15 protein-coding genes are annotated in these 19,082 nt (G+C 45.5%); 3 read left to right on the top strand and 12 right to left on the bottom strand.

All coding sequences use genetic code 11. The features are described from left to right. Window positions 1-90 precede the first annotated feature (90 nt). The 12 genes from recG to OO778_RS15675 all read right to left on the bottom strand — a co-directional run bounded on the left by recG (window position 91) and on the right by OO778_RS15675 (window position 14,322). Window positions 91-2,172 carry an ATP-dependent DNA helicase RecG gene (gene recG, locus OO778_RS15730; protein WP_074191902.1) on the bottom strand — a complete coding sequence of 694 codons (2,082 nt, stop codon included), beginning with the start codon at window positions 2,170-2,172 and terminating at the stop codon, window positions 91-93. Between the two features lie 252 nt (window positions 2,173-2,424). Beyond that, window positions 2,425-3,108: a tRNA (guanosine(18)-2'-O)-methyltransferase TrmH gene (gene trmH, locus OO778_RS15725; protein ID WP_074191903.1), complete on the bottom strand. Its 684-nt coding sequence runs from the start codon at window positions 3,106-3,108 to the stop codon at window positions 2,425-2,427. 52 nt (window positions 3,109-3,160) lie between these two features. Continuing rightward, window positions 3,161-5,281: a bifunctional GTP diphosphokinase/guanosine-3',5'-bis pyrophosphate 3'-pyrophosphohydrolase gene (gene spoT, locus OO778_RS15720; RefSeq protein WP_005394948.1), complete on the bottom strand. Its 2,121-nt coding sequence runs from the start codon at window positions 5,279-5,281 to the stop codon at window positions 3,161-3,163. A gap of 39 nt (window positions 5,282-5,320) precedes the next feature. Continuing rightward, on the bottom strand, window positions 5,321-5,593 hold the full coding sequence (gene rpoZ, locus OO778_RS15715; protein WP_005379346.1) for a DNA-directed RNA polymerase subunit omega: 273 nt from the start codon (window positions 5,591-5,593) through the stop codon (window positions 5,321-5,323). A gap of 181 nt (window positions 5,594-5,774) precedes the next feature. Beyond that, window positions 5,775-6,398 carry a guanylate kinase gene (gene gmk, locus OO778_RS15710; RefSeq protein WP_005394946.1) on the bottom strand — a complete coding sequence of 208 codons (624 nt, stop codon included), beginning with the start codon at window positions 6,396-6,398 and terminating at the stop codon, window positions 5,775-5,777. 285 nt (window positions 6,399-6,683) lie between these two features. Then, window positions 6,684-7,898, bottom strand: a complete 1,215-nt coding sequence (locus OO778_RS15705; protein WP_074191904.1) for a hypothetical protein — start codon at window positions 7,896-7,898, stop codon at window positions 6,684-6,686. An 11-nt stretch (window positions 7,899-7,909) separates the two neighbouring features. Continuing rightward, complete coding sequence (locus OO778_RS15700; protein WP_005394943.1) at window positions 7,910-8,542, bottom strand: energy transducer TonB; 633 nt, start codon at window positions 8,540-8,542, stop codon at window positions 7,910-7,912. Window positions 8,543-8,546: 4 nt separating this feature from the next. Continuing rightward, the gene (locus OO778_RS15695; protein ID WP_005379359.1) at window positions 8,547-8,954 is read right to left on the bottom strand and encodes a biopolymer transporter ExbD; all 408 of its coding nucleotides are present in this window, start codon (window positions 8,952-8,954) and stop codon (window positions 8,547-8,549) included. Window positions 8,955-8,979: 25 nt separating this feature from the next. Next, complete coding sequence (locus tag OO778_RS15690) at window positions 8,980-9,507, bottom strand: MotA/TolQ/ExbB proton channel family protein (protein WP_005379363.1); 528 nt, start codon at window positions 9,505-9,507, stop codon at window positions 8,980-8,982. A 9-nt stretch (window positions 9,508-9,516) separates the two neighbouring features. After that, the gene (locus OO778_RS15685; RefSeq protein WP_005394940.1) at window positions 9,517-10,878 is read right to left on the bottom strand and encodes a MotA/TolQ/ExbB proton channel family protein; all 1,362 of its coding nucleotides are present in this window, start codon (window positions 10,876-10,878) and stop codon (window positions 9,517-9,519) included. A gap of 3 nt (window positions 10,879-10,881) precedes the next feature. Beyond that, entirely contained in the window at window positions 10,882-11,646 is a 765-nt protein-coding gene (locus OO778_RS15680) for a DUF3450 domain-containing protein (protein WP_074191905.1), read from the bottom strand. Window positions 11,647-11,718: 72 nt separating this feature from the next. Continuing rightward, entirely contained in the window at window positions 11,719-14,322 is a 2,604-nt protein-coding gene (locus OO778_RS15675) for a TonB-dependent receptor (RefSeq protein WP_074191906.1), read from the bottom strand. Between the two features lie 820 nt (window positions 14,323-15,142). On the opposite strand from OO778_RS15675, the gene OO778_RS15670 reads away from it, so the two are divergent. Genes OO778_RS15670 through OO778_RS15660 form a run of 3 tightly spaced genes read left to right on the top strand, consistent with a single transcriptional unit; the run spans window position 15,143 to window position 19,078 of the window. Beyond that, window positions 15,143-16,168, top strand: a complete 1,026-nt coding sequence (locus OO778_RS15670) for an ABC transporter permease subunit (RefSeq protein WP_264910333.1) — start codon at window positions 15,143-15,145, stop codon at window positions 16,166-16,168. 1 nt (window position 16,169) lies between these two features. Then, window positions 16,170-17,213 (top strand): ABC transporter permease subunit, encoded by a 1,044-nt coding sequence (locus OO778_RS15665; RefSeq protein WP_006741815.1) that lies wholly within the window; start codon window positions 16,170-16,172, stop codon window positions 17,211-17,213. A gap of 38 nt (window positions 17,214-17,251) precedes the next feature. Beyond that, window positions 17,252-19,078, top strand: a complete 1,827-nt coding sequence (locus OO778_RS15660) for an extracellular solute-binding protein (RefSeq protein WP_264910330.1) — start codon at window positions 17,252-17,254, stop codon at window positions 19,076-19,078. The last annotated feature ends 4 nt before the right edge of the window (window positions 19,079-19,082 follow it).

The following is a 19,082-nucleotide window of genomic DNA, read 5'->3' as shown; positions in this document are numbered from 1 at the left end:
CGCGATTATAGAGAGATTTATCTAAAAAGCAAACGATTGCTTTGGTTTTTAGCGTATTAAAAAACGAGCCATTTGGCTCGCTTTCAATCATTACGCTTTGGAGTAAATATCCCGCTCACCCAACCAGCGATCGATAATCGCTGTTGCGTTAGTCGGGTAATTGTCATGAATATGACGCGCAATACGCTGAACTTCGGGAATCAGGCGTTGATCTCGAACTAAGTCTGCAATTTTGAAATCAGCAAGACCAGTCTGCTTTGTACCCAAGAGTTCGCCCGGGCCACGAATCTCTAAGTCTTTCTGTGCGATGACGAAGCCATCGTTACTTTCACGTAGTACTCCCAGACGTTTTTGCGCGGTTTTCGACAGTGGAGAGTGGTACAGCAGCACACAATGGCTAGCAACGGAACCTCGGCCCACGCGACCTCTTAGCTGGTGTAATTGTGCCAAACCAAGACGTTCGGGGTTTTCGATGATCATCAAGCTAGAGTTTGGCACGTCTACGCCCACCTCTATCACGGTTGTCGCTACAAGTAGGTGAAGCTTGTTGTCTTTGAAGTCTTGCATCACCGCTTGTTTCTCTGCCGGCTTCATTCGGCCGTGTACTAGACCAATTTTTACGTCCGGTAGCTTACGTTGAAGCTCTTCAGCGGTATCTGCCGCGGCTTGCGCTTCTAATACTTCCGACTCATCAATCAGGGTACACACCCAATATGCCTGCTTGCCTTCGTTTAAGCAGGCATTTCGGACACGCTCGACGATGTCGTCACGTTTTGTATCTGGAATGGCAACGGTTTGAATCGGCGTTCGACCCGGTGGCAGTTCGTCAATCACGGAAGTTTCCAGGTCGGCGTAAGCGGTCATCGCTAAGGTGCGAGGAATAGGCGTTGCCGTCATGATCAACTGATGAGGATAAGCACCTTGCTTTGCACCTTTTTCACGTAATTCTAATCGCTGATGAACACCGAAGCGGTGCTGTTCATCAATGATGACCAAAGCAAGGTGATGAAATTCGACGTGCTCTTGGAATAGCGCGTGAGTACCCACTACCATTTGCGCTTCACCACTGGCAATGCGAGCCAGCTCGGCTTCCTTTGCTTTACCTTTGAGTTTGCCCGCTAACCAACCGACTTGAATGCCCATTGTTTCAAACCAGTTGGCGAAGTTGATCGCGTGTTGCTCAGCCAATAGTTCGGTTGGTGCCATGAGTGCCACCTGATAGCCGTGCTCAATGGCACGAACGGCGGCCAAAGCGGCAACCAACGTTTTCCCCGATCCCACATCGCCTTGCACTAATCGCATCATTGGGTGCGGTTTTTCTAGATCGGTTTCAATCTCTTGTACTACTCGGGTTTGAGCGTTTGTAGGAGAGAAAGGCAGTTGGGCTAAAAGCTGCGTTTTTAGTTTATTACAAGGACCGAGAGGTAGTGCTGAATCCTTCTGACCTTTGCTACGCACCGCCAGCATCGATAAGTTTTGTGCGACCAACTCTTCCATGATCAAGCGGATTTGAGCAGGATGTTTACCTTCGTCAAACTCATCTAAATTAATGGTTGGTGGTGGGCGATGAATGGTGTGCAGTGCTTGCGACATCGTGATTTGATGGTCATACAACCCAGCTGGAAGTAATTCCTGCACTGCGGTTTTATCAAGCAGGGCTAAAGCTTGTTCGGTAAGGTTGCGCAATGTGATTTGGCGTAAACCATCTGTAGTGGGATAAACAGGGGTTAAGTTCTGTTCTACATCGGGCTTTTGCTCGCTGACGTAAAACTTGTAGTCAGGATGAACAATTTCCAAGCCCATGCCACCGCGCTTAATTTCACCGTAAGCATGTACTAACTTACCTTGCGTGAAATTGTTCTTCATGGCTGCGGTAAAGTTGAAAAAGCGCAGCGTTATAGTGCCATTACCGTCGCTGATTTTTACCGTTAGCATTTTGCGCTTACCGAAGATGGTGTCAACTGCCATGACCTTGCCTTGCACGGCCGCCCAAAGGCCGGCATGAAGTTTAGCAATAGGATAAATACGGGTACGATCTTCGTAGCGTAACGGAAGGTGAAACAGCAAATCTTGAACGCTATGTAAGCCAACTTTGGCGAGTTTTTCTGCGACTTTCGCGCCAACCCCAGAAAGGGAGGTTAATGGGACGGCAGATAACATTTGGGCGGACATAGAGGGCTCAAGAAAATGGTTAACATAGCAGTATGTTAACCATGGAGCTGTGTTTTTGTACAGGAAAAAATAGTCATGCTTTAGTTCGTGTCATGATCTGACTGATAACCTGTCATTCCGAGGAGCCTAGCGACATCAGGAATCTATTTCCAACAAGTATGTCGTTGAAGTTAACACTATCAGCATCAGCACACTCGGGAATTAGATCCTGAATCACGCTCCTTCGTCGCTGTTCAGGATGACGAAAGTCTGTTACTTGCTTTGCATCTCTTGCCACCATGCATCATCGGCGATGATTTGGCCTTCGTCATTGAGTGGCGGGTAAGCGAGCCTTTTGCGTTTCGCGACTTTTGCCAGCACTGGGTGACCACGTTCAAAGAGAATACGGTTGATTGTCTCTTTAGGTAGAGCGCTTTCTTCTCGTTCGTACATGCCTGCGGCTTCACGTTGACGTTGCGCTTCATACAAAATTACGGCACTGGCAACCGATACGTTTAGTGACTGCACCATGCCTACCATCGGGATAATAATGTCTTGATCGGCAAGCTGTTTGGCTTGCTCCGAAGCGCCAACCTTTTCGCTGCCTAAAATAATGGCCGTTGGCTTGGTGTAGTCGATCTCGCGAAAATCGACGGCGGTGTCCGAAAGATTGGTCACCAAAACCTGCATACCTTGCGCTTTGAGTTCGGTAATCGCAGTTTCAATCGAATCGTGAGTATCCACTTCAACCCAGTTACGCGCGCCTGCTGAGGTATGGCTCAGCGTACGCATTTTGTCAGGCCAAATGGCATGAACTTTGTGTAAGCCTGTCGCGTCAGCGGTGCGGATCACGGCAGAGACGTTGTTTGGCTTATGTACTTCTTCGAGACAAAGTGTCAGATCAGTTTGGCGAGTTTTTAGGACTTGGTGAATGCGGTTGTAACGTTCTAGGTTCATATTTATTGAGGTATAAAAAATCGCCACCTAACAGAGTAGGTGGCGATAGAGGTTAGTTCTTTCTGCGTCTGACTCGGGTTGCTTGAGGCATTGCCTTAATCTTACGCATGATGCCAGCAAGGTGGACGCGATCTTTCGTCGTCAACAGCACAGTCACAGTGTACAAACGACCATCACGTTCTTCCGTTGAAAGACCATGAATGTTTGACCCTGTTTTCGAGATCACGTTGGTCAGTTCTGCAAGAGCACCTTGGTTGTTCAGCATGTCGACTTTAAGTTCAGCAATAAACTCTTTGTCGTAGTCGTCAGACCAAGCGACAGCCATATAACGGTCTGGTTCTTTCTGATAACCACGAACGTTCGGACATGTTTCTCGGTGAACAACCAAACCACGACCAGGCGATACGTGAGCAATAATGTGATCATCTGGGATAGGATGACAACAATTTGCAAACGTCAGCAATAAGCCTTCTGCGCCACGAATCGGAAGCTTCTTCTTCGAGTCCGTTGGGATTGAGCTTGTTGTCGTGAGCTCTTCGGTATCACCAAGGAGACGACGTGCAATCACAATGCTCATCAACTCACCCAATCCAATAGCTGCCAATAAATCATCGATGCTTTCTAGGCGAAGATCATTCAAGACTTCTTGGATATTTTCTGGATAAATTGAATCAATCGAGTGGCGGCCAAGTGCGTGATTAAGTAGGCGACGACCTAAAGTAATCGACTCTTCACGACGCATCGTTTTCAGTACTTGTCGAATCTTAGTGCGGGCACGAGAAGTCACGACATAGTTTAGCCATGCCGCATTCGGACGCGCACCAGGGGCACTGATAATTTCCACCGTCTGACCGTTTTTCAATGCCTTACTCAATGGGTAAGGGTTACGATCAACACGAGCACCAACACAAGAGTTGCCTACATCGGTATGTACGGCATAGGCAAAGTCGACAGCCGTTGCGCCTAAAGGCAATTCAACGATACGACCTTTTGGTGTGAAGACGTAAATCTCATCTGGGAAAAGATCGGATTTTACGTTTTCAATGAATTCGAATGAGTTACCCGCGCTTTGTTGTAGCTCTAACAGGCTTTGCATCCAACGCTGAGCTTTCACTTGCGCAGTGGTGCCAGACTTGTCGCCTTTGTCTTTGTAAGACCAGTGTGCCGCGACACCTTTGTCCGCCATTTGATCCATATCTTCAGTACGGATCTGAACTTCAACAGGTACGCCATGTGGGCCAACCATGGAAGTGTGTAGCGATTGGTAGCCGTTCGCCTTTGGTACCGCGATGTAATCTTTCATGCGACCAGGACGTGGCTTATACAAGCTGTGTACTTGGCCTAAAACGCGATAACAAGTATCAGCGGTATCAACAACGACTCGGAACGCATAGATATCCATGATGGTGTGAAAGCGCTGTTCTTTGGTTTTCATCTTGTTATAGATAGAGAACAGGTTTTTCTCACGACCAACCACACGAGCATTCAAGCCGAAATCTTGCAGACGGCCTTCTATTTCGCTGTGAATACGTTGGATCATCTCTTTACGATTGCCGCGTGCCGCTTTTACCACTTCTTTTAGTACGCGGTAGCGGTTGGGATATAGCGCTTCAAAGCCCAGCTCTTCGAGTTCGGTTTTGATATTGTGAATACCAAGACGATGAGCGAGTGGCGCGTAAATCTCTAACGTTTCACGAGCAATACGACGTTTTTTATCTGGTCGAAGCGCGCCAAGCGTACGCATGTTGTGCGTGCGGTCAGCCAGTTTGATCAGAATGACGCGGATATCTTGCACCATGGCCAGAACCATCTTACGAAAGTTCTCGGCCTGAGCCTCTTTCCTATCGCGGAATTTGAGTTTGTCCAGTTTAGATACACCATCAACCAATTCTGCGACAGTGTTGCCGAATTTCTCTTCGAGATCTTCTTTAGTTACATCACAGTCTTCAATGACGTCATGCAGCAAAGCAGCTTGGAGGGTTTCGATATCAAGGCGCATTTCGGCCAAGATACGAGCCACAGCGACAGGGTGGATGATGTATGGTTCACCGCTAGAGCGGGTTTGCCCTTCATGGGCATCTCTCGCTACCACATAAGATTGACGCAGAGCCTCAATCTGAGGCTCTGTTAGGTATTCTTGGGCAACGTCTTTGAGGCTATCGAATAGATACAAATTATAGGCCCGGGAGGTTGTTGAATTCTAAAGTCAGAATTAACGGTTGTGAGCGATGCTGCTTACTGCCGCTAGCTCTGCCGCTTCTTGCTCTTGCTGTTCTTGACGTTCACGAGCGTCTAGAACTTCTTTAGTAATTAAACCTTCTTCGATTTCGCGTAGAGCGATAACCGTTGGCTTATCGTTCTCTTCTGGCACTAGTGCATCTTTACCGCCAGTTTGCATTTGACGAGCGCGGCGAGCCGCAATCAGTACTAGGTCGAAACGGTTGCCAACTTTTTCAACAGCGTCTTGAACAGTTACGCGTGCCATGAGGACTCCAAATAGTTAACTAAAATTTTAGAATGACGAGAAAGTATACAACCTAACTACTTTATTTACTAGCAATTAGACAAGCCACCGTTTGTGGACTTTCTCAGGTAGTTTATTGTGTTTTTCGCACTGAGCAAAAAACGAGAAATTCTTTATGTTTTACAGCGTGACTTTTTTGAAGTTACTCTGCTAACAACGCGTCAAGCATACCTTTATATTTAGCAGCTTGCTTTTCTTCCTTCAATCTCTCTGCACGCAAGATGGCTTTAAAGTCCATCAAAGCGGTATCAAAATCGTCGTTTACGATCACGTAGTCGTATTCGCTGTAATGAGAGATTTCTGACTTGGCTTCAGCCATACGTTTTGCGATCACTTCATCGCTATCTTGACCACGAGTGTTCAAGCGACGCTCTAGCTCACCGTTTGATGGTGGCAGGATGAAGATGCTTTTGGCTTCAGGCATTTGCTCACGGATTTGACGTGCGCCTTGCCAGTCGATATCTAGAAAAACGTCGATACCTTTATTTAGCGTTTCTTCAATCCACACACGAGAGGTGCCGTAATAATTACCAAACACTTCAGCGTATTCTAGGAAATCACCTTTAGCGATCAGGGCTTCAAACTCATCTTTCGCTACAAAATGGTAGTGGACACCATTTTCTTCACCAGGTCGCATGTTACGCGTGGTATGAGACACAGACACTTTCATTGCGTAGGTTGGATTGCGTTCCAACATCGCTGAGATCAAGCTAGATTTACCTGCGCCGCTAGGTGCAGATACGATATAGAGAGTACCTTTGCCCATTGTACTGTTCCACTTTTGATTGGATTGATTGAGTGCCGAAGGAAAGTCCGACATTCTTATAACGATAGCACTGGCAATGATAAATCAACCACCAAAGGGATGGATATTGGTGATAATCCCGCCAGAAAAATGGAGGCGAAGAGTATCATGATCTCTATTTTGTTACCAGTTGATCTTTTCGTCTTACTTAAATGTTGAAAAGAGCTCGCGTGCGCACAAACAAACGAAAAAAGGGGAAGCTTTCACTTCCCCAGGCGTGCGACTGACTCACACTTAATCTTCAAATTATCCTTGGGATTCTAGGAAATTTATCCAAGGTCTTGCGACCGCCTTCATATCAGGAGATTGAGTAGCACTCTTCATTGCCTTAAGAGCGTTGGTTGGCTGATTTAATTCAAAATATGCCATTCCACGAATGTAAGACAGCTCCGCCTTTTGATCGTGCTTTGCGTCTGGAGCACTGTTTTGAGCAAACTTCGTCGCTTCTGTATATTGCTTATCTAAAATCATTAAACGAGCAATTTTTATTTGAGTTTTTGCTGCAGGAGCAAGATTATAAGCCTGCTGGTAAACATCAATAGCGTGACCTAACTCCTGTGCTTGCTGCCAAAACGAACCTAACTTTTCCAGATTTGTAGCATTTCGTTCTACATGCCCTTCATCGATTAAGTTTTGAAGCGTTTTCGCTGCTCTAAAAGGCACCCCTTGATAAGCTTGGAAATTAACTAGGCGTAAGTATTCTTTTTCACCATCAAGAAGTCCCATTTTATAGGCCATCTCTAAAGTTGAAAGGGCATTGCGCTCTTGCTTTAATTCCATGTAGATGCCAGACAACTGGGTCCAGTAACGCTTATTTTGCGGATACTTAGTCGTTAAAATTTTTAGCACGCTCGCGACACTTTTGAATTGTTTCAACTCGTAGTGTGCCGACATCAACAGTTGATACCAAGATTCACTAGGATTCTTCGTCATTGCAATTGCCTTTTTGGTTGGCGGAATTGCGTTGCGGTAATCTTCTAGTTGAATGTAAGCACTTGCTAATGTGATGTAAGCATGTGCTTGAGGTTTTTCCTCTGTTGTTTCAGCAATCTTGAACCACTCGTTCATTGTATTAACGGATTGCTTAAATTTGCCTTCTGCTAGATAAAGCTGTGCAAGGCTGTAACGAACCTGTTGAGCTACGGGTACTGGTAAAGCATCTAACTTGAGTGCTTCAGCAAAGTATTTCGCTGCTTTTGGGTAGTCGTCCTTTAAAGAATACAGAAAGCCCATCTGTTGCAGTAACACAGCGCGGTCGTATTTCTTTTTCTTGGTACTTCCCAAGGCAGAGTTCAGCTTAGAGATAGCATCCGAGTATTTTTCAGTTGCAATCAGTTCCTGAACTTTGTTCACGGTTCGGAATGTTCTGTCAGACAACTCAGGAGTATTGGCAAAAGCAGGCGCGCCATACGCGCCTGAGATAAACACCAGAGAAGCCAATAACTTAGTATATGCTTTCATATTGCGACTCCTTAGTTCGTAGAGAACTCGATTTCCTGAGAAAGACGAGAGCTAACCGCTTGGCCATCAACCATTTTTGGTTTGAAAGTCCACTTTGATACAGTTTTCTTCGCCGCTTTACCCAAGCCCAACTTACGTGGAGATTCTTTTAAGACTTTGACGTCTTGTACGCCACCACGTTCGTTAACCGTAAACTCTACGAGTACGATACCTTTTTCTAATCCCGATCTCGCTGCTTTACGAGGCATTTGAGGCTGGAATGTCGCAAGAGGAACTGGGCCTCCGCTACCTGCCAACTTAGCACCACCACCTTGGGTGTAGTGTCCAAGCACTGAACCACCGGTTACGTTAACTGGAAGATCAAGTTTTGGCATGTCCATTGGGATTTGATCCATCACCGGTTTTACCGTTGCCGTTACCTTCATTTCTGGCGGTGGTGGCGGACGCTTCGGTGGTGGCGGTTTCGGAAGTTCGCGTTTTTTCTCCTGTATTTTTTCGTCCGGTTTAATGCGAATAAACTCGACCATACGTAGGTCATCATTCGACACTAACTCGTGGCGCTCTTTGTTTACTAGCTTGTCCATCCCCCAGAACAACCCGAGGGAGACAATGAGCGCCAGTGCAATTGAGGCCAGATACCGCATAAGCTTAATCCTTATTGGTTGCGGCAATGGAGATGCTTTCTACACCTGCCATTTTGATCTGGTCCATAACCTTCACGACTACGCCAGCATTTGCTTCAGTGTCGGCTTGGATAACAACTGCGCCATCAGGACTTTCTGCACGAAGACGTTCAATATTCGCGCGAACCGCGTCCACTTCGATGCGGCGTTTATCAACCCAAACATCACCCGCCGCACCAACTGCGACCATGATGTTACCTTTCTTAACGGTTTGCGCTGAGCTTGCCGTCGGACGGTTTACTTCCAGACCTGCTTCTTTTACGAACGATGTTGTTACGATAAAGAAGATCAACATGATAAATACGATGTCGAGCATCGGTGTCATATCGATAGCGGTTTCATCACTGCTATCACTGCTATAGCGTCTTTTCATGACCTATACCTCTAATTCCATTTACTCAGGCAATATGCTTTAGCTTATCTTCCAGCTTTTGCGTTGTGACTTTGGCTAAATGATCAAGACGTGAACTAAAGAACAGTCCTGATAGAGAAGCCACCATCCCGGCTAAAGTTGGGATTGTTGCCTTTGAGATCCCCGAGGCCATTGCTCGAGGGCTTCCTGTTCCTGTTACCGCTAAGATGTCGAATACTTGGATCATGCCGACAACGGTGCCGAGTAGACCCAGTAGGGGACAAAGTGCAATCAATACTTTCACGATTGGTAGTCCCTTTTTATTCTCAATATCCTGACGAGAAACGATTTCTTGTCGGATCATCTTAGCGTTCCAACTTTGATGCTCTGAGCGCCCTTGCCATGAGCCAACGGCTTTTTTCATGGCTTTTGGAGCGACGGCAGCAAAATAGAACCAACGTTCTAACAATACTGCCCACAGCATAAAGCTGAGGATGAAGATAGCGACGAGTACATCGCCACCCATTCCCAAGAAGCGCCTAATTGATTCAAGTTCTCCAACTAACCACCACATAACGCCTCCTTAGCTTTCGGCTTTATGCAGTTTTTCCTGATAGCGAGCGATGAAGCCTGCACTCTGTTCTTCAAGAGTTTGAACCAAACGACGACCTTTGCTGTGTACGATGGTGTAAAGGAACAGCAATGGAATTGCGACAACCAGACCTAGCATAGTGGTAACAAGAGCTTCAGAAATACCGCCAGCCATCAGTTTAGGGTCGCCGGTACCGAACAGAGTAATGGCTTGGAATGTGCCGATCATACCCATTACCGTACCCAGTAGACCAAGTAGAGGAGCTACAGAAGCAAAAAGCTTGATTGAGCTGATGAAGCGCTCAATGCTTGGAGCATTACGTAGAATGATTTCGTCCAGCTTCGCTTCCAGATCTTCAAGGTTGTCACCTTTGTGCTCTTGGTAAGCTTGGATAACTTCACCCAATGGGTTGCCAGGAATCACGGTTTCTGATTTCGCTTGCTTACGCATTTTGCCGCCAATCACTTGAAGGCGTAGGAAGCAAATTAGAGCAATGATAGCGCCAACTGCACCCATACCAAGGATGACGTAACCTACAATGCCACCTTGATCAATTCGTTCTTGAACGGTTGGGCTTTGTACAAGTAGAGACAAAATGACACCACGGGATGGGTCAATAAACAGTGGCTCATAGCTGTTTGACGCTGACTCAAAGCCTGCAACATGACGTGTAATATTGGTGCGAGGCTGTCGAGAGAGTTCTTCGAACTTACCTGTTTGAGGTACATAAGTGACGTACTTACCATCGGCAATCGCGTTAAACTCACCGACGAGAGTGACATCGCGAACCGCTTCTTTACCTTCGCCATAAACAACCGTTGCTTGGGTTGTTGCAGTTTCGCCAGAAGCAACCACTTGTTGAAGAATGGTATGCCAGAAAGCTTCTAGCTCTTGTGTTGACGGCAGTTCTTTACTTTCAGCCAGTTTCGTTAGTAGAGCATCACGCTCTGGGAACTGAACAGCGTTTTGAGAGGCTGCAAATAAGCCCTTAAACTCTCCCGCATACTGGCGGACCACACCAAACATTTCGCCCAAAGTACCAGAGCGAACACGTAGGGTTTCTGTTAGTTCAGTTAGCTGCTTATCGTTTTCATCAAATGTTGCTTTAAGTTGATCGCCCAGAGCTTGCTGCGCAGCTAACTCTTCGCGAGCTTGTTGCAATAATGCCGCTTGCTTATCGCGATTGTTCTTGAACTCAGCTTCACGGGCTTTGTTCTCTTTCGACTCAACGATGCTTTCTGATTTTACGTTTTTAAGTAGTTCAGATAAGTTTTTAGGCGCTTCTGCTTGTACGCCAGAAACCATAAATAAGCTCGCTAGTAGGCCAGCGGCTAGAGTTTTGAATCCTTTCATCTTTTATTCCTCCCCAGCAAATACAGGCAGTTTGATTAGCGCTGGTGGCGCTTGCTTCTTCGCGATACGAAGGCCTTGCTGTACCGCGATGCGGTAGCTTTCTGGTAATGTTTCCCATTGACGTGTTTGTTGGTTCCACATACCTGTCTCACCACCGTCTGGAGATTGGAATAGAAGTGCTGTGCGACCAATACGTAGGAAATCGTAAGTCACGATTTCACCATTTCGGTCTAGGCTAGCTTTGTAAGATTCGATTGAGCGAGAGAAGCCTTCTTCAATTTGGTACGCTTCCATCACTTTACGGAATTTTTCTGAAGTTGTTACGTCGGCGCGATCCATGAGACGACGCAGTTCTTGGACACGTTTATTACGCTCTTTTTTCTGGAAAGGCAGATCGAGAGTCACAAATTCATCGAGTGCATCGATCATTTTTAATGTAAGTGGCACCACTTCTGTTGCCGTTTGATCGATTTGAGCAATTTGGTTATTTAATGAGTCCAACTCGCCTTGCTGCGATTGAACCATACGGTTAATTTGCTCGTTGTAGACTTTCATACTGTCGATTTGACGAAGTAAGCCTTTGTATTCTGCCAACATGCCTTCTGTGCTTTCGGCATAGTTGTCGATTTTTTGTTGCGAAGCCTGTGAAGACTTCGTTGCTTTTGCTTGGTTGGCGACGACGGTTCCAGAGTCAGCAGCCGCCGCTGCTCCACTTACCGTGAGAATCGCGGCAGTTACTGCACTTACGCCAAATTCCTTTAACGTCATAGTAGCATCCTTGTTAGTGTATAAAGTCAGTCGAATAGGGCGCAGGAAAGATACCTGCGCCAAAGGTTTTAATTAAAAGTTTTGAGAGTATTTCAAGAAGTAAACGCGGCCTTGAATGCTGTATAACTCTTCATCGTAAGTCACACCATCAGCTTCAAAAGCAGGGTCTTCGTCTGTTAGGTTACGCACACCTGCAGTAAACTTAGCATCCCATGGGGCTAAGTAGTTATATGCAATGTTCCATGTGGTTTGTGAAGAAATATGGCCGATTTTTTTGTAGTCATCGTCAACATCTTGTGCCTGATCTGCAATGTGGTCTGCAGATAGATAGATGTCATGATCTTCTAGGAAGCTCAAGCCAACACCTGTATTGAAGCGGTACTCAGGCATGCCGTTACGACCTACTTGGTTGTTAACAGGACCACCTACATATTCAGGCTGGCTAAAGTCTAAAACGTAGCTTCCCATGAAATCGTATCTAACAGTTGCATAATTAAAGTCATAGCGATATCCCAATTTCAAGTCTATGCCCGATGTATCAAGCGTTCCAAGGTTCTGAAGGCCTGCTGTCGCTTCGATAATCCGATCATTAGCATCACGAACAATATTTGGGTTTTTATTGCCAGAGCTACGCTCTTCGTCGATCATGCTTTGTAGTGTGTTCAGAGTAATTACATCATCAATACTAATGTTGTAATAATCCATTGTTACATCTAGATCTTCTATTGGTGAGAAACTTACACCGAAGTTAAATGATACAGATTTTTCTGCATCAAGATCTTCATTTGATGTTCGAGTCACATCGTATTGTGTTTCTGGACAATCTGCATATGAAATGCCATTTTGCGCACAGTAGGTGTAATCTTTCGCAAAGTCTGAAGAGTAGCTGTCTGCAGCATAAAGATCTGATAGTGTCGGAGCTCGGAAGCCAAGGCCAGCGCCTGCGCGGAACATCAAGTTATCGAGTGGTTGGTAACGGAAAGATACTTTTGGTGATACTTCGTGCCCGAAGTCGCTGTAGTGGTCGTAACGAGCCGCTAGGTTCATTTCCAGCTCGTCAGTAAACGCGATCAAAGATTCAGCATAAAGAGCGTATGTTTCACGATCTCCACCAGCAGAGTTACCCGCACTACCAATAATATTACCTGCCTCACTTTGAGGGTCATATTTATCGAAGTAATCGTAGGTAGTAAATTCTGCACCGACATAGAGAGGAATTAGCACATCACCAACTTCGGCTACATCAAATTGAAGACCACCAAAGAATTGGTGCATTTCCATTTGAGTTTCGCGGCTTGTACCAGCAGAAAGTTGACTTGTCGCGTCTGAACTAAACTCACCGTTTGCAAACTGACCAGACTCAACCAGTTGTGATGCTGCAGAACCAAATACATAGCCAGTACCTGACTCTGTACTGTTAGAAAAGTTTAGGTGATACCCCGTCTCCCAAATCACATCACCTAAAGAATCAGTGTAAAGTGTGCCATCTAGGCCTGCTTTGAAATCTGCTTGGAAGTCTTTAACGTTGTTGTCACGCGTTCCTACATTGTTGAAACGGTAGTATACAGATGCTGGGCCTGCCGTTGGATCTAAGCCATTCTCCGCAAAGAAATCTGCGCCGCCATCTGTATTCGGATCTACAGAGAAGATGCCTGCTGCTGGAGCGAAACGACTGAAACTTTCGTTACGGTTTAAAAGCATTTGAGCATTGAAGGTAGTATCTTCAGTTACGAAAATATTACCGTTTACGAATACAGTATTTCGTTCTAGAGAAGCTGTTTGAGCAGCTTCTGACGTGTAGTCATAACCGCAGATATCCCCAAGACCAGGGTAGTTTGTGAGACCAACAAACCCTTTAGATGGGTCACATGATGCGTCAGTATTATAGCCGTTTAGTGCTTTTAACTGACCATCATGGTAGACGTTACGACCGTAGATACTAACGCCAGACATATCGAAGTAGTTTGCTGATTCGGTGTTTTTTGAGCTGAGGTAATCACGATCTCGTTGGTAAATCTCATCTTTACTGTCATGCTCAAATGAGAACATGATGTTTCCTTTCTCTCCGCTAGTGCCCATTACGAGAGCAACGTTTTGCTCATCACCACCCTCTTGGCTTGGGATACCAGAACCAACGGTTACATTAATACCGTCAAATTCTTCTTTTAGAATGATGTTTACAACACCTGCAACTGCATCAGAACCGTATACTGCAGAGCCACCGTCTGCCATGACTTCTACACGTTCTACAATTGCTGACGGGATTGCGTTAATGTTTGCAGCACCACCACCCATTGTTGCAGAGCCGGGTAGGCGCTTGCCATTGACCAGAACTAATGTCCGTGATGCGCCTAAACCGCGGAGAGATACGGTTGCTTGGCTTTGCCATGAGCTTCCAGAGCTCTCACTGTATGAACCGAATGAGTTGAAAGAGGACTTGCGTAATACATCTGCAATAGACACATCACCAGCACGTTCAATCTCGGCTCTGCCAATTACAGCTACTGGTGTGCTTCCTTCCATAGATGCGCGCGTTAGGCGCGAACCAGTAACTTTCATCTTTTGAAGTTTTTCAACTTGTTGCTCTTCTGCCAGTGCTGTTGCTGGGGCTACGACTGCTGCTGTCCCCAACGCAAGGCTTATCGCAACAGATAAAGCGGTTGTGTTTTTATACATCCTTGTTGCTCCGATTATTATTATTTCCTATGTCTGGCCGCATAGCGGCCAATTGTGACGTTAATATTTCGTTAACGTTCGGCCAATGTATAACCGAGATGAAAAAAGGAAGTCAAACCAGTGGTAAACGGGGATGCTTAAATGTAAAAAAGATGTAAATAACCAGGGTTGGTTTAAAACGCGGAATAAAAAACTAAATAGCCTTACCAAGGCGACATCAAATTTCAATAAAACACCGTATTTTGTGTTTCTTATAAACTTTAATGACTTATCTTGCCTATGGTTTTTTAGTGGGTAATTGAATCTGAAAAAAGATATTTTTCCAGTGAATTATTCTGAGGTGAGTTTTATATCGAATCCATACTTTGGTGACTCGAACTTATAGGGTGGTATCAAAATATGATACCCATTGCTGTAAAAGGGCTCACTCGTATTTTTAGGTCAAATATACATGTGGTGGATATGTCTATTTATTCCATGTATTTGCATTTTTATGTAGGGTTTTGGCTCTAAACAGCCTAGATTGATATTCTGTGTGAATTATTTTTGTGGTTTTTTATAATTTTTTACAAAAACATTTCTGTTTTTCGACTTCGGAGGAAGTTTGTCATGTTTTGGTTTCAAACACTTGAAGCTGATGTGGATTCAAGATAAATATGACGCTGAAATTATTGCAGTAGTAGAAAAGTCTGGTTCTTGAAACGCAGGGAGTGTGTTTCAACAGTTTTAGTTACTACGAGATAAATATGCACCACTTTGGGCGGGGAGCTTCCTCTTTCACTCTGCCTGAACTGGACAGTAGACAAGGAGCAAGTTGTATATGCTGTCGTACTTTTTACGCCGTTTGGCGTTGGTGATACCAACGTTTCTCGGGATAACTATTCTTATCTTTGCTATCACTCGTTTCGTGCCGGGCGGACCTGTTGAACGCATGTTGTCACAAATGCAGTCTCAAGGGGATGGTGCCGCATCAATGACGTCTGCTGGTGGCAATACCGCCCTTTCTGATGATCAAATCGCTGAGCTAAATGCGTTTTACGGTCTGGATAAGCCAGTGACAGAAGCGTATGTGGAGTGGCTAAGTCGCTTGGTCGCGCTAGACCTTGGTGAGTCAACACGTTACTACGAGCCTGTCTCTGACATGATTGCAGAGCGTTTACCTGTGTCGTTATTTTATGGCGGCATGACCTTTTTTATCAGTTATTTTATCTCGATCCCTCTTGGTTATTACAAGGCGCTCAAGCACGGCTCTGTGTTTGATTCCGCTTCTTCAATACTCATCTTTGTGGGCTATGCCTTGCCTGGCTATGTGGTGGGTGTATTGCTAATCACGCTATTTAGTTATCACTTGGAATGGTTTCCGATGGGAGGCTTTGTCGGCGATGACTTCGACGATTACGAAACTTTCTTTGAACGCGCCAAGGACATCATATGGCACGCGGTGTTGCCTTTAATCTGTTACCTCATTGGCGACTTTGCAACACTGACAATGACGATGAAAAACAACCTGATGGAAAACCTTTCTTCAGACTATATCCGTACAGCTATCGCGAAGGGCTTACCTTTCAAAAAGGCGGTTCGTAAGCACGCGTTGCGTAACAGCTTAATCCCAATCGCGAGTCACTTTGGTAACTCTTTGTTGTTCTTCATGACTGGTGCCTTCCTGATTGAAGTTATCTTCAATATTGATGGCATTGGCTTATTGGGTTACGAATCAATCATGGAGCGTGACTACCCTGTTGTTATGGGTATTGTCGCCATTAATGCGCTGTTGCTGCTCATTGGTAACATTATTTCAGATATTTGTGTTGCTTTAGTCGACCCACGTGTGAAGTTTGGAGCGTAACATGATTAAAGTTAGTCCATTAACTCAAAAGAAAATTCGCCACTTTAAAGAGATCAAACGAGGCTATTGGTCGTTTGTCATTCTCTCAATCATGTTGATCTTGTCGCTCTTTGCTGAACTTCTGATTAATAGTAAAGCGCTAGTTGTCAAGTACGATGGTAGCTACTATTTTCCTGTTGTCAGTGATGTCCGTTTAGGCAGTGAATTCGGCCAAGAGTCATCCAGCGAAGCGGATTATCGCGTACTGCAAAAAGCGTTTGAGGCCGAAGGGGGCGACAACTTTGTTATTTTGCCGCTTGTGCCATGGAACCCATATGAACAAGATTTTAGTGGTGATTTCCCGCCAACAGCGCCTAGTGCCGAAAACAAGCATTATTTAGGTACAGATGTGATAGGTCGCGATATTTTGGCGCGACTTGTCTACGGATTCAGAACGGCAATGGGATTTGCGTTGCTCACCATGGCAATTTCCTACGCGATCGGCACCGCAGTTGGTTGTGCTATGGGTTTTTGGGGCGGTAAATTTGACTTGTTTGTACAGCGACTTATCGAAATCTGGTCAATGGTGCCGTTTTTGTACGTCATTATGATTCTCGTCTCAATCGTTCAACCGACGTTCGCTCTCTTTGTCGCTATTAACGTGCTTTTCACCTGGATGGGTATGACATGGTACATGCGGACCATGACTTATAAAGAAGCGGCACGAGAATACGTAATGGCGGCACGTGCTTTAGGGGCATCGACGGGACGTATTTTGTTTAATCACATCCTACCGAATACGATGGTGATGATCGTGACATTGGCGCCGTTCACTATTGCAGCAAACATCACTGCGCTGACCGCTTTGGATTATCTAGGTTTAGGTCTGATGCCACCAACGCCAAGTTGGGGGGAACTGCTACAACAAGGTAAATCTAACCTAGACTCGCCATGGATTGTTGCCTCAGTGGTGACGTCAATTGTACTCGTGTTGGTAATGGTGACCTTTATTGGTGAAGCCATTCGAGCGGCCTTCGACCCGAAAAAATTCACACGCTATGTTTAAGCGAGCATTGTGAGCAAAACATAAAAAAGGGAAGTTTTATGAAGAAATTATTTTTAGCGTCCACGCTGAGCGCCCTGAGTTTTGGTGCAATGTCAGCAACGCTTCCGACTGACTTAAACTGGCAAACAAACTGGGATGAGCCTCAATATGGTTCGCCTGAAGCGAAACGTGGAGGGACCTATCGCACCTTCATGTCAAGTTTTCCACAGACGTTACGTAGTGTTGGCCCTGACGCCAATGCTGGGTTGCGTTCCTTTATCTTGGATGAAACCCCTGGATTGGTGGTTCGCCACCCAGACACTTTAGAGTTCATCCCTGAACTTGCTAATGAGTGGGCATTAGCTGGCGACAATAAAACCGTCTATTTCAAACTCAATCCAGAAGCCAAATGGTCGGACGGCAAGCCTGTGACTGCCGACGATTTTGTATTCATGCTTAAGTTTTATCGTTCTAAGGATATCCTAGAACCTTGGTACAACGATTATTACAACAAAACCATTGCGGACGTTATTAAGTACGACGCTCATACGTTTGCTGTTAAGGCCGCGAAAGAGTTCAATCCGGAAGAATTATTGCTAAGAATGGGGGCTTTACGCCCTCGTCCCGCACACTTTTATGCCAATCCTTCAAAGGACGAAAATGGTGATGGTATTCACGATAATTTTGTCCGTTACTACAACTTTAAAAGTGAACCAACGACCAGTGCGTACTACCTAGATGATATCAAAAAAGGTAGAAGTGTGACTTTCAAACATGTTGGTGAAGATTGGTGGGGTTACAGCAATAAGTACTACCAAAATCGCTACAATGTCGACAAGATTCGCATCACAGTGATCCGCGATAGCGATATTGCGATGAAGCATTTTGAAAAGGGTAAGTTGGATGCATTTGGTCTGGTTCTGCCAAGTCTATGGCACGATAAATCGAACACAGAACCGTACCAAAAAGGCTATATTCAAAAGTTCTGGGGTTACAACCAATTTCCAGTCGGTGCGGGCGGCGTATGGATGAACACCGCGATGCCTTTACTGGATGATTTAAACGTTCGCAAGGGCATTACTTACGCAATTGATTTTGATGGCATGATTGAGAATATCATGCGTGGTGACTACTCCCGTAAGCCAAACCCGACGGGTTATGGCCATGGTAAATACACCCTACCAGACGCGAAAGCACCGAAATTTGACCCCGCAAAAGCGGCCGAGGCATTCGAAGCCGCAGGCTTTAACAAAATTGGTTCCGATGGTATTCGTGTCAATGATAAAGGTGAGCGTTTAAGCTTCGAGCTGACCTACGGAACACCTGTTCATACTCCTCGTATTGCTTTTTTGCGTGAGCAAGCCAAGCTAGCAGGGTTGGATATTGAGCTCAAGTTGGTTGATGGCTCATCCATGTTCAAATACGTCCGTGAGAAAAAGCACGATTTGGCTTTCTTAGATATGGGTACGTCCGAGATCCCAACGTATTGGGAGTACTTCCATTCAGTCAATGCGAACAAGCCGCAAACTAACTCTTTCACAAACTACAGCACGCCAGAGCTGGATGAAAAGATCATCGAGTATCGTTTTAGCATGGATATGGATAAAAAGATCCAGCTAGGTCATGAGATTCAGCGTGACATCATTGATGCGCACGTTATCGTAACAGGCTACATGATTCCTTATGTCCGCTACGGTCACTGGCGCTGGCTAAAGTTTCCTGATAAGCCAATGAATCGCATGACAGAGGCGTTGTTCAGTGGTGGCATCATAGGGGATGGCACTTACTGGATTGATAGCGATATCAAGAAAGAAACCAAACAAGCGATGAAATCAGGCAAAGCTTTTGAACCTGTCGTCGTCGTAGATGACATTTATAAGCTGTAAGGAT

The organism is Vibrio sp. STUT-A16 (assembly GCF_026000495.1).
Taxonomy (GTDB): Bacteria; Pseudomonadota; Gammaproteobacteria; order Enterobacterales; family Vibrionaceae; genus Vibrio; species Vibrio diabolicus.
Note: the sequence above shows the minus strand (reverse complement) of the source record. Positions and strands in the feature narration are given on the sequence as shown.

Excerpts from the sequence above, each read along its gene's own strand:
- OO778_RS15665 (WP_006741815.1), top strand. The coding sequence starts at position 16,170 with ATGATTAAAGTTAGTCCATTAACTCAAAAGAAAATTCGCCACTTTAAA.
- OO778_RS15680 (WP_074191905.1), bottom strand. The coding sequence starts at position 11,646 with ATGACGTTAAAGGAATTTGGCGTAAGTGCAGTAACTGCCGCGATTCTC.
- OO778_RS15685 (WP_005394940.1), bottom strand. The coding sequence starts at position 10,878 with ATGAAAGGATTCAAAACTCTAGCCGCTGGCCTACTAGCGAGCTTATTT.
- OO778_RS15670 (WP_264910333.1), top strand. The coding sequence starts at position 15,143 with ATGCTGTCGTACTTTTTACGCCGTTTGGCGTTGGTGATACCAACGTTT.
- OO778_RS15700 (WP_005394943.1), bottom strand. The coding sequence starts at position 8,542 with ATGCGGTATCTGGCCTCAATTGCACTGGCGCTCATTGTCTCCCTCGGG.
- OO778_RS15705 (WP_074191904.1), bottom strand. The coding sequence starts at position 7,898 with ATGAAAGCATATACTAAGTTATTGGCTTCTCTGGTGTTTATCTCAGGC.
- OO778_RS15690 (WP_005379363.1), bottom strand. The coding sequence starts at position 9,507 with ATGTGGTGGTTAGTTGGAGAACTTGAATCAATTAGGCGCTTCTTGGGA.
- recG (WP_074191902.1), bottom strand. The coding sequence starts at position 2,172 with ATGTCCGCCCAAATGTTATCTGCCGTCCCATTAACCTCCCTTTCTGGG.
- OO778_RS15660 (WP_264910330.1), top strand. The coding sequence starts at position 17,252 with ATGAAGAAATTATTTTTAGCGTCCACGCTGAGCGCCCTGAGTTTTGGT.
- gmk (WP_005394946.1), bottom strand. The coding sequence starts at position 6,398 with ATGGGCAAAGGTACTCTCTATATCGTATCTGCACCTAGCGGCGCAGGT.
- OO778_RS15695 (WP_005379359.1), bottom strand. The coding sequence starts at position 8,954 with ATGAAAAGACGCTATAGCAGTGATAGCAGTGATGAAACCGCTATCGAT.
- trmH (WP_074191903.1), bottom strand. The coding sequence starts at position 3,108 with ATGAACCTAGAACGTTACAACCGCATTCACCAAGTCCTAAAAACTCGC.
- rpoZ (WP_005379346.1), bottom strand. The coding sequence starts at position 5,593 with ATGGCACGCGTAACTGTTCAAGACGCTGTTGAAAAAGTTGGCAACCGT.
- OO778_RS15675 (WP_074191906.1), bottom strand. The coding sequence starts at position 14,322 with ATGTATAAAAACACAACCGCTTTATCTGTTGCGATAAGCCTTGCGTTG.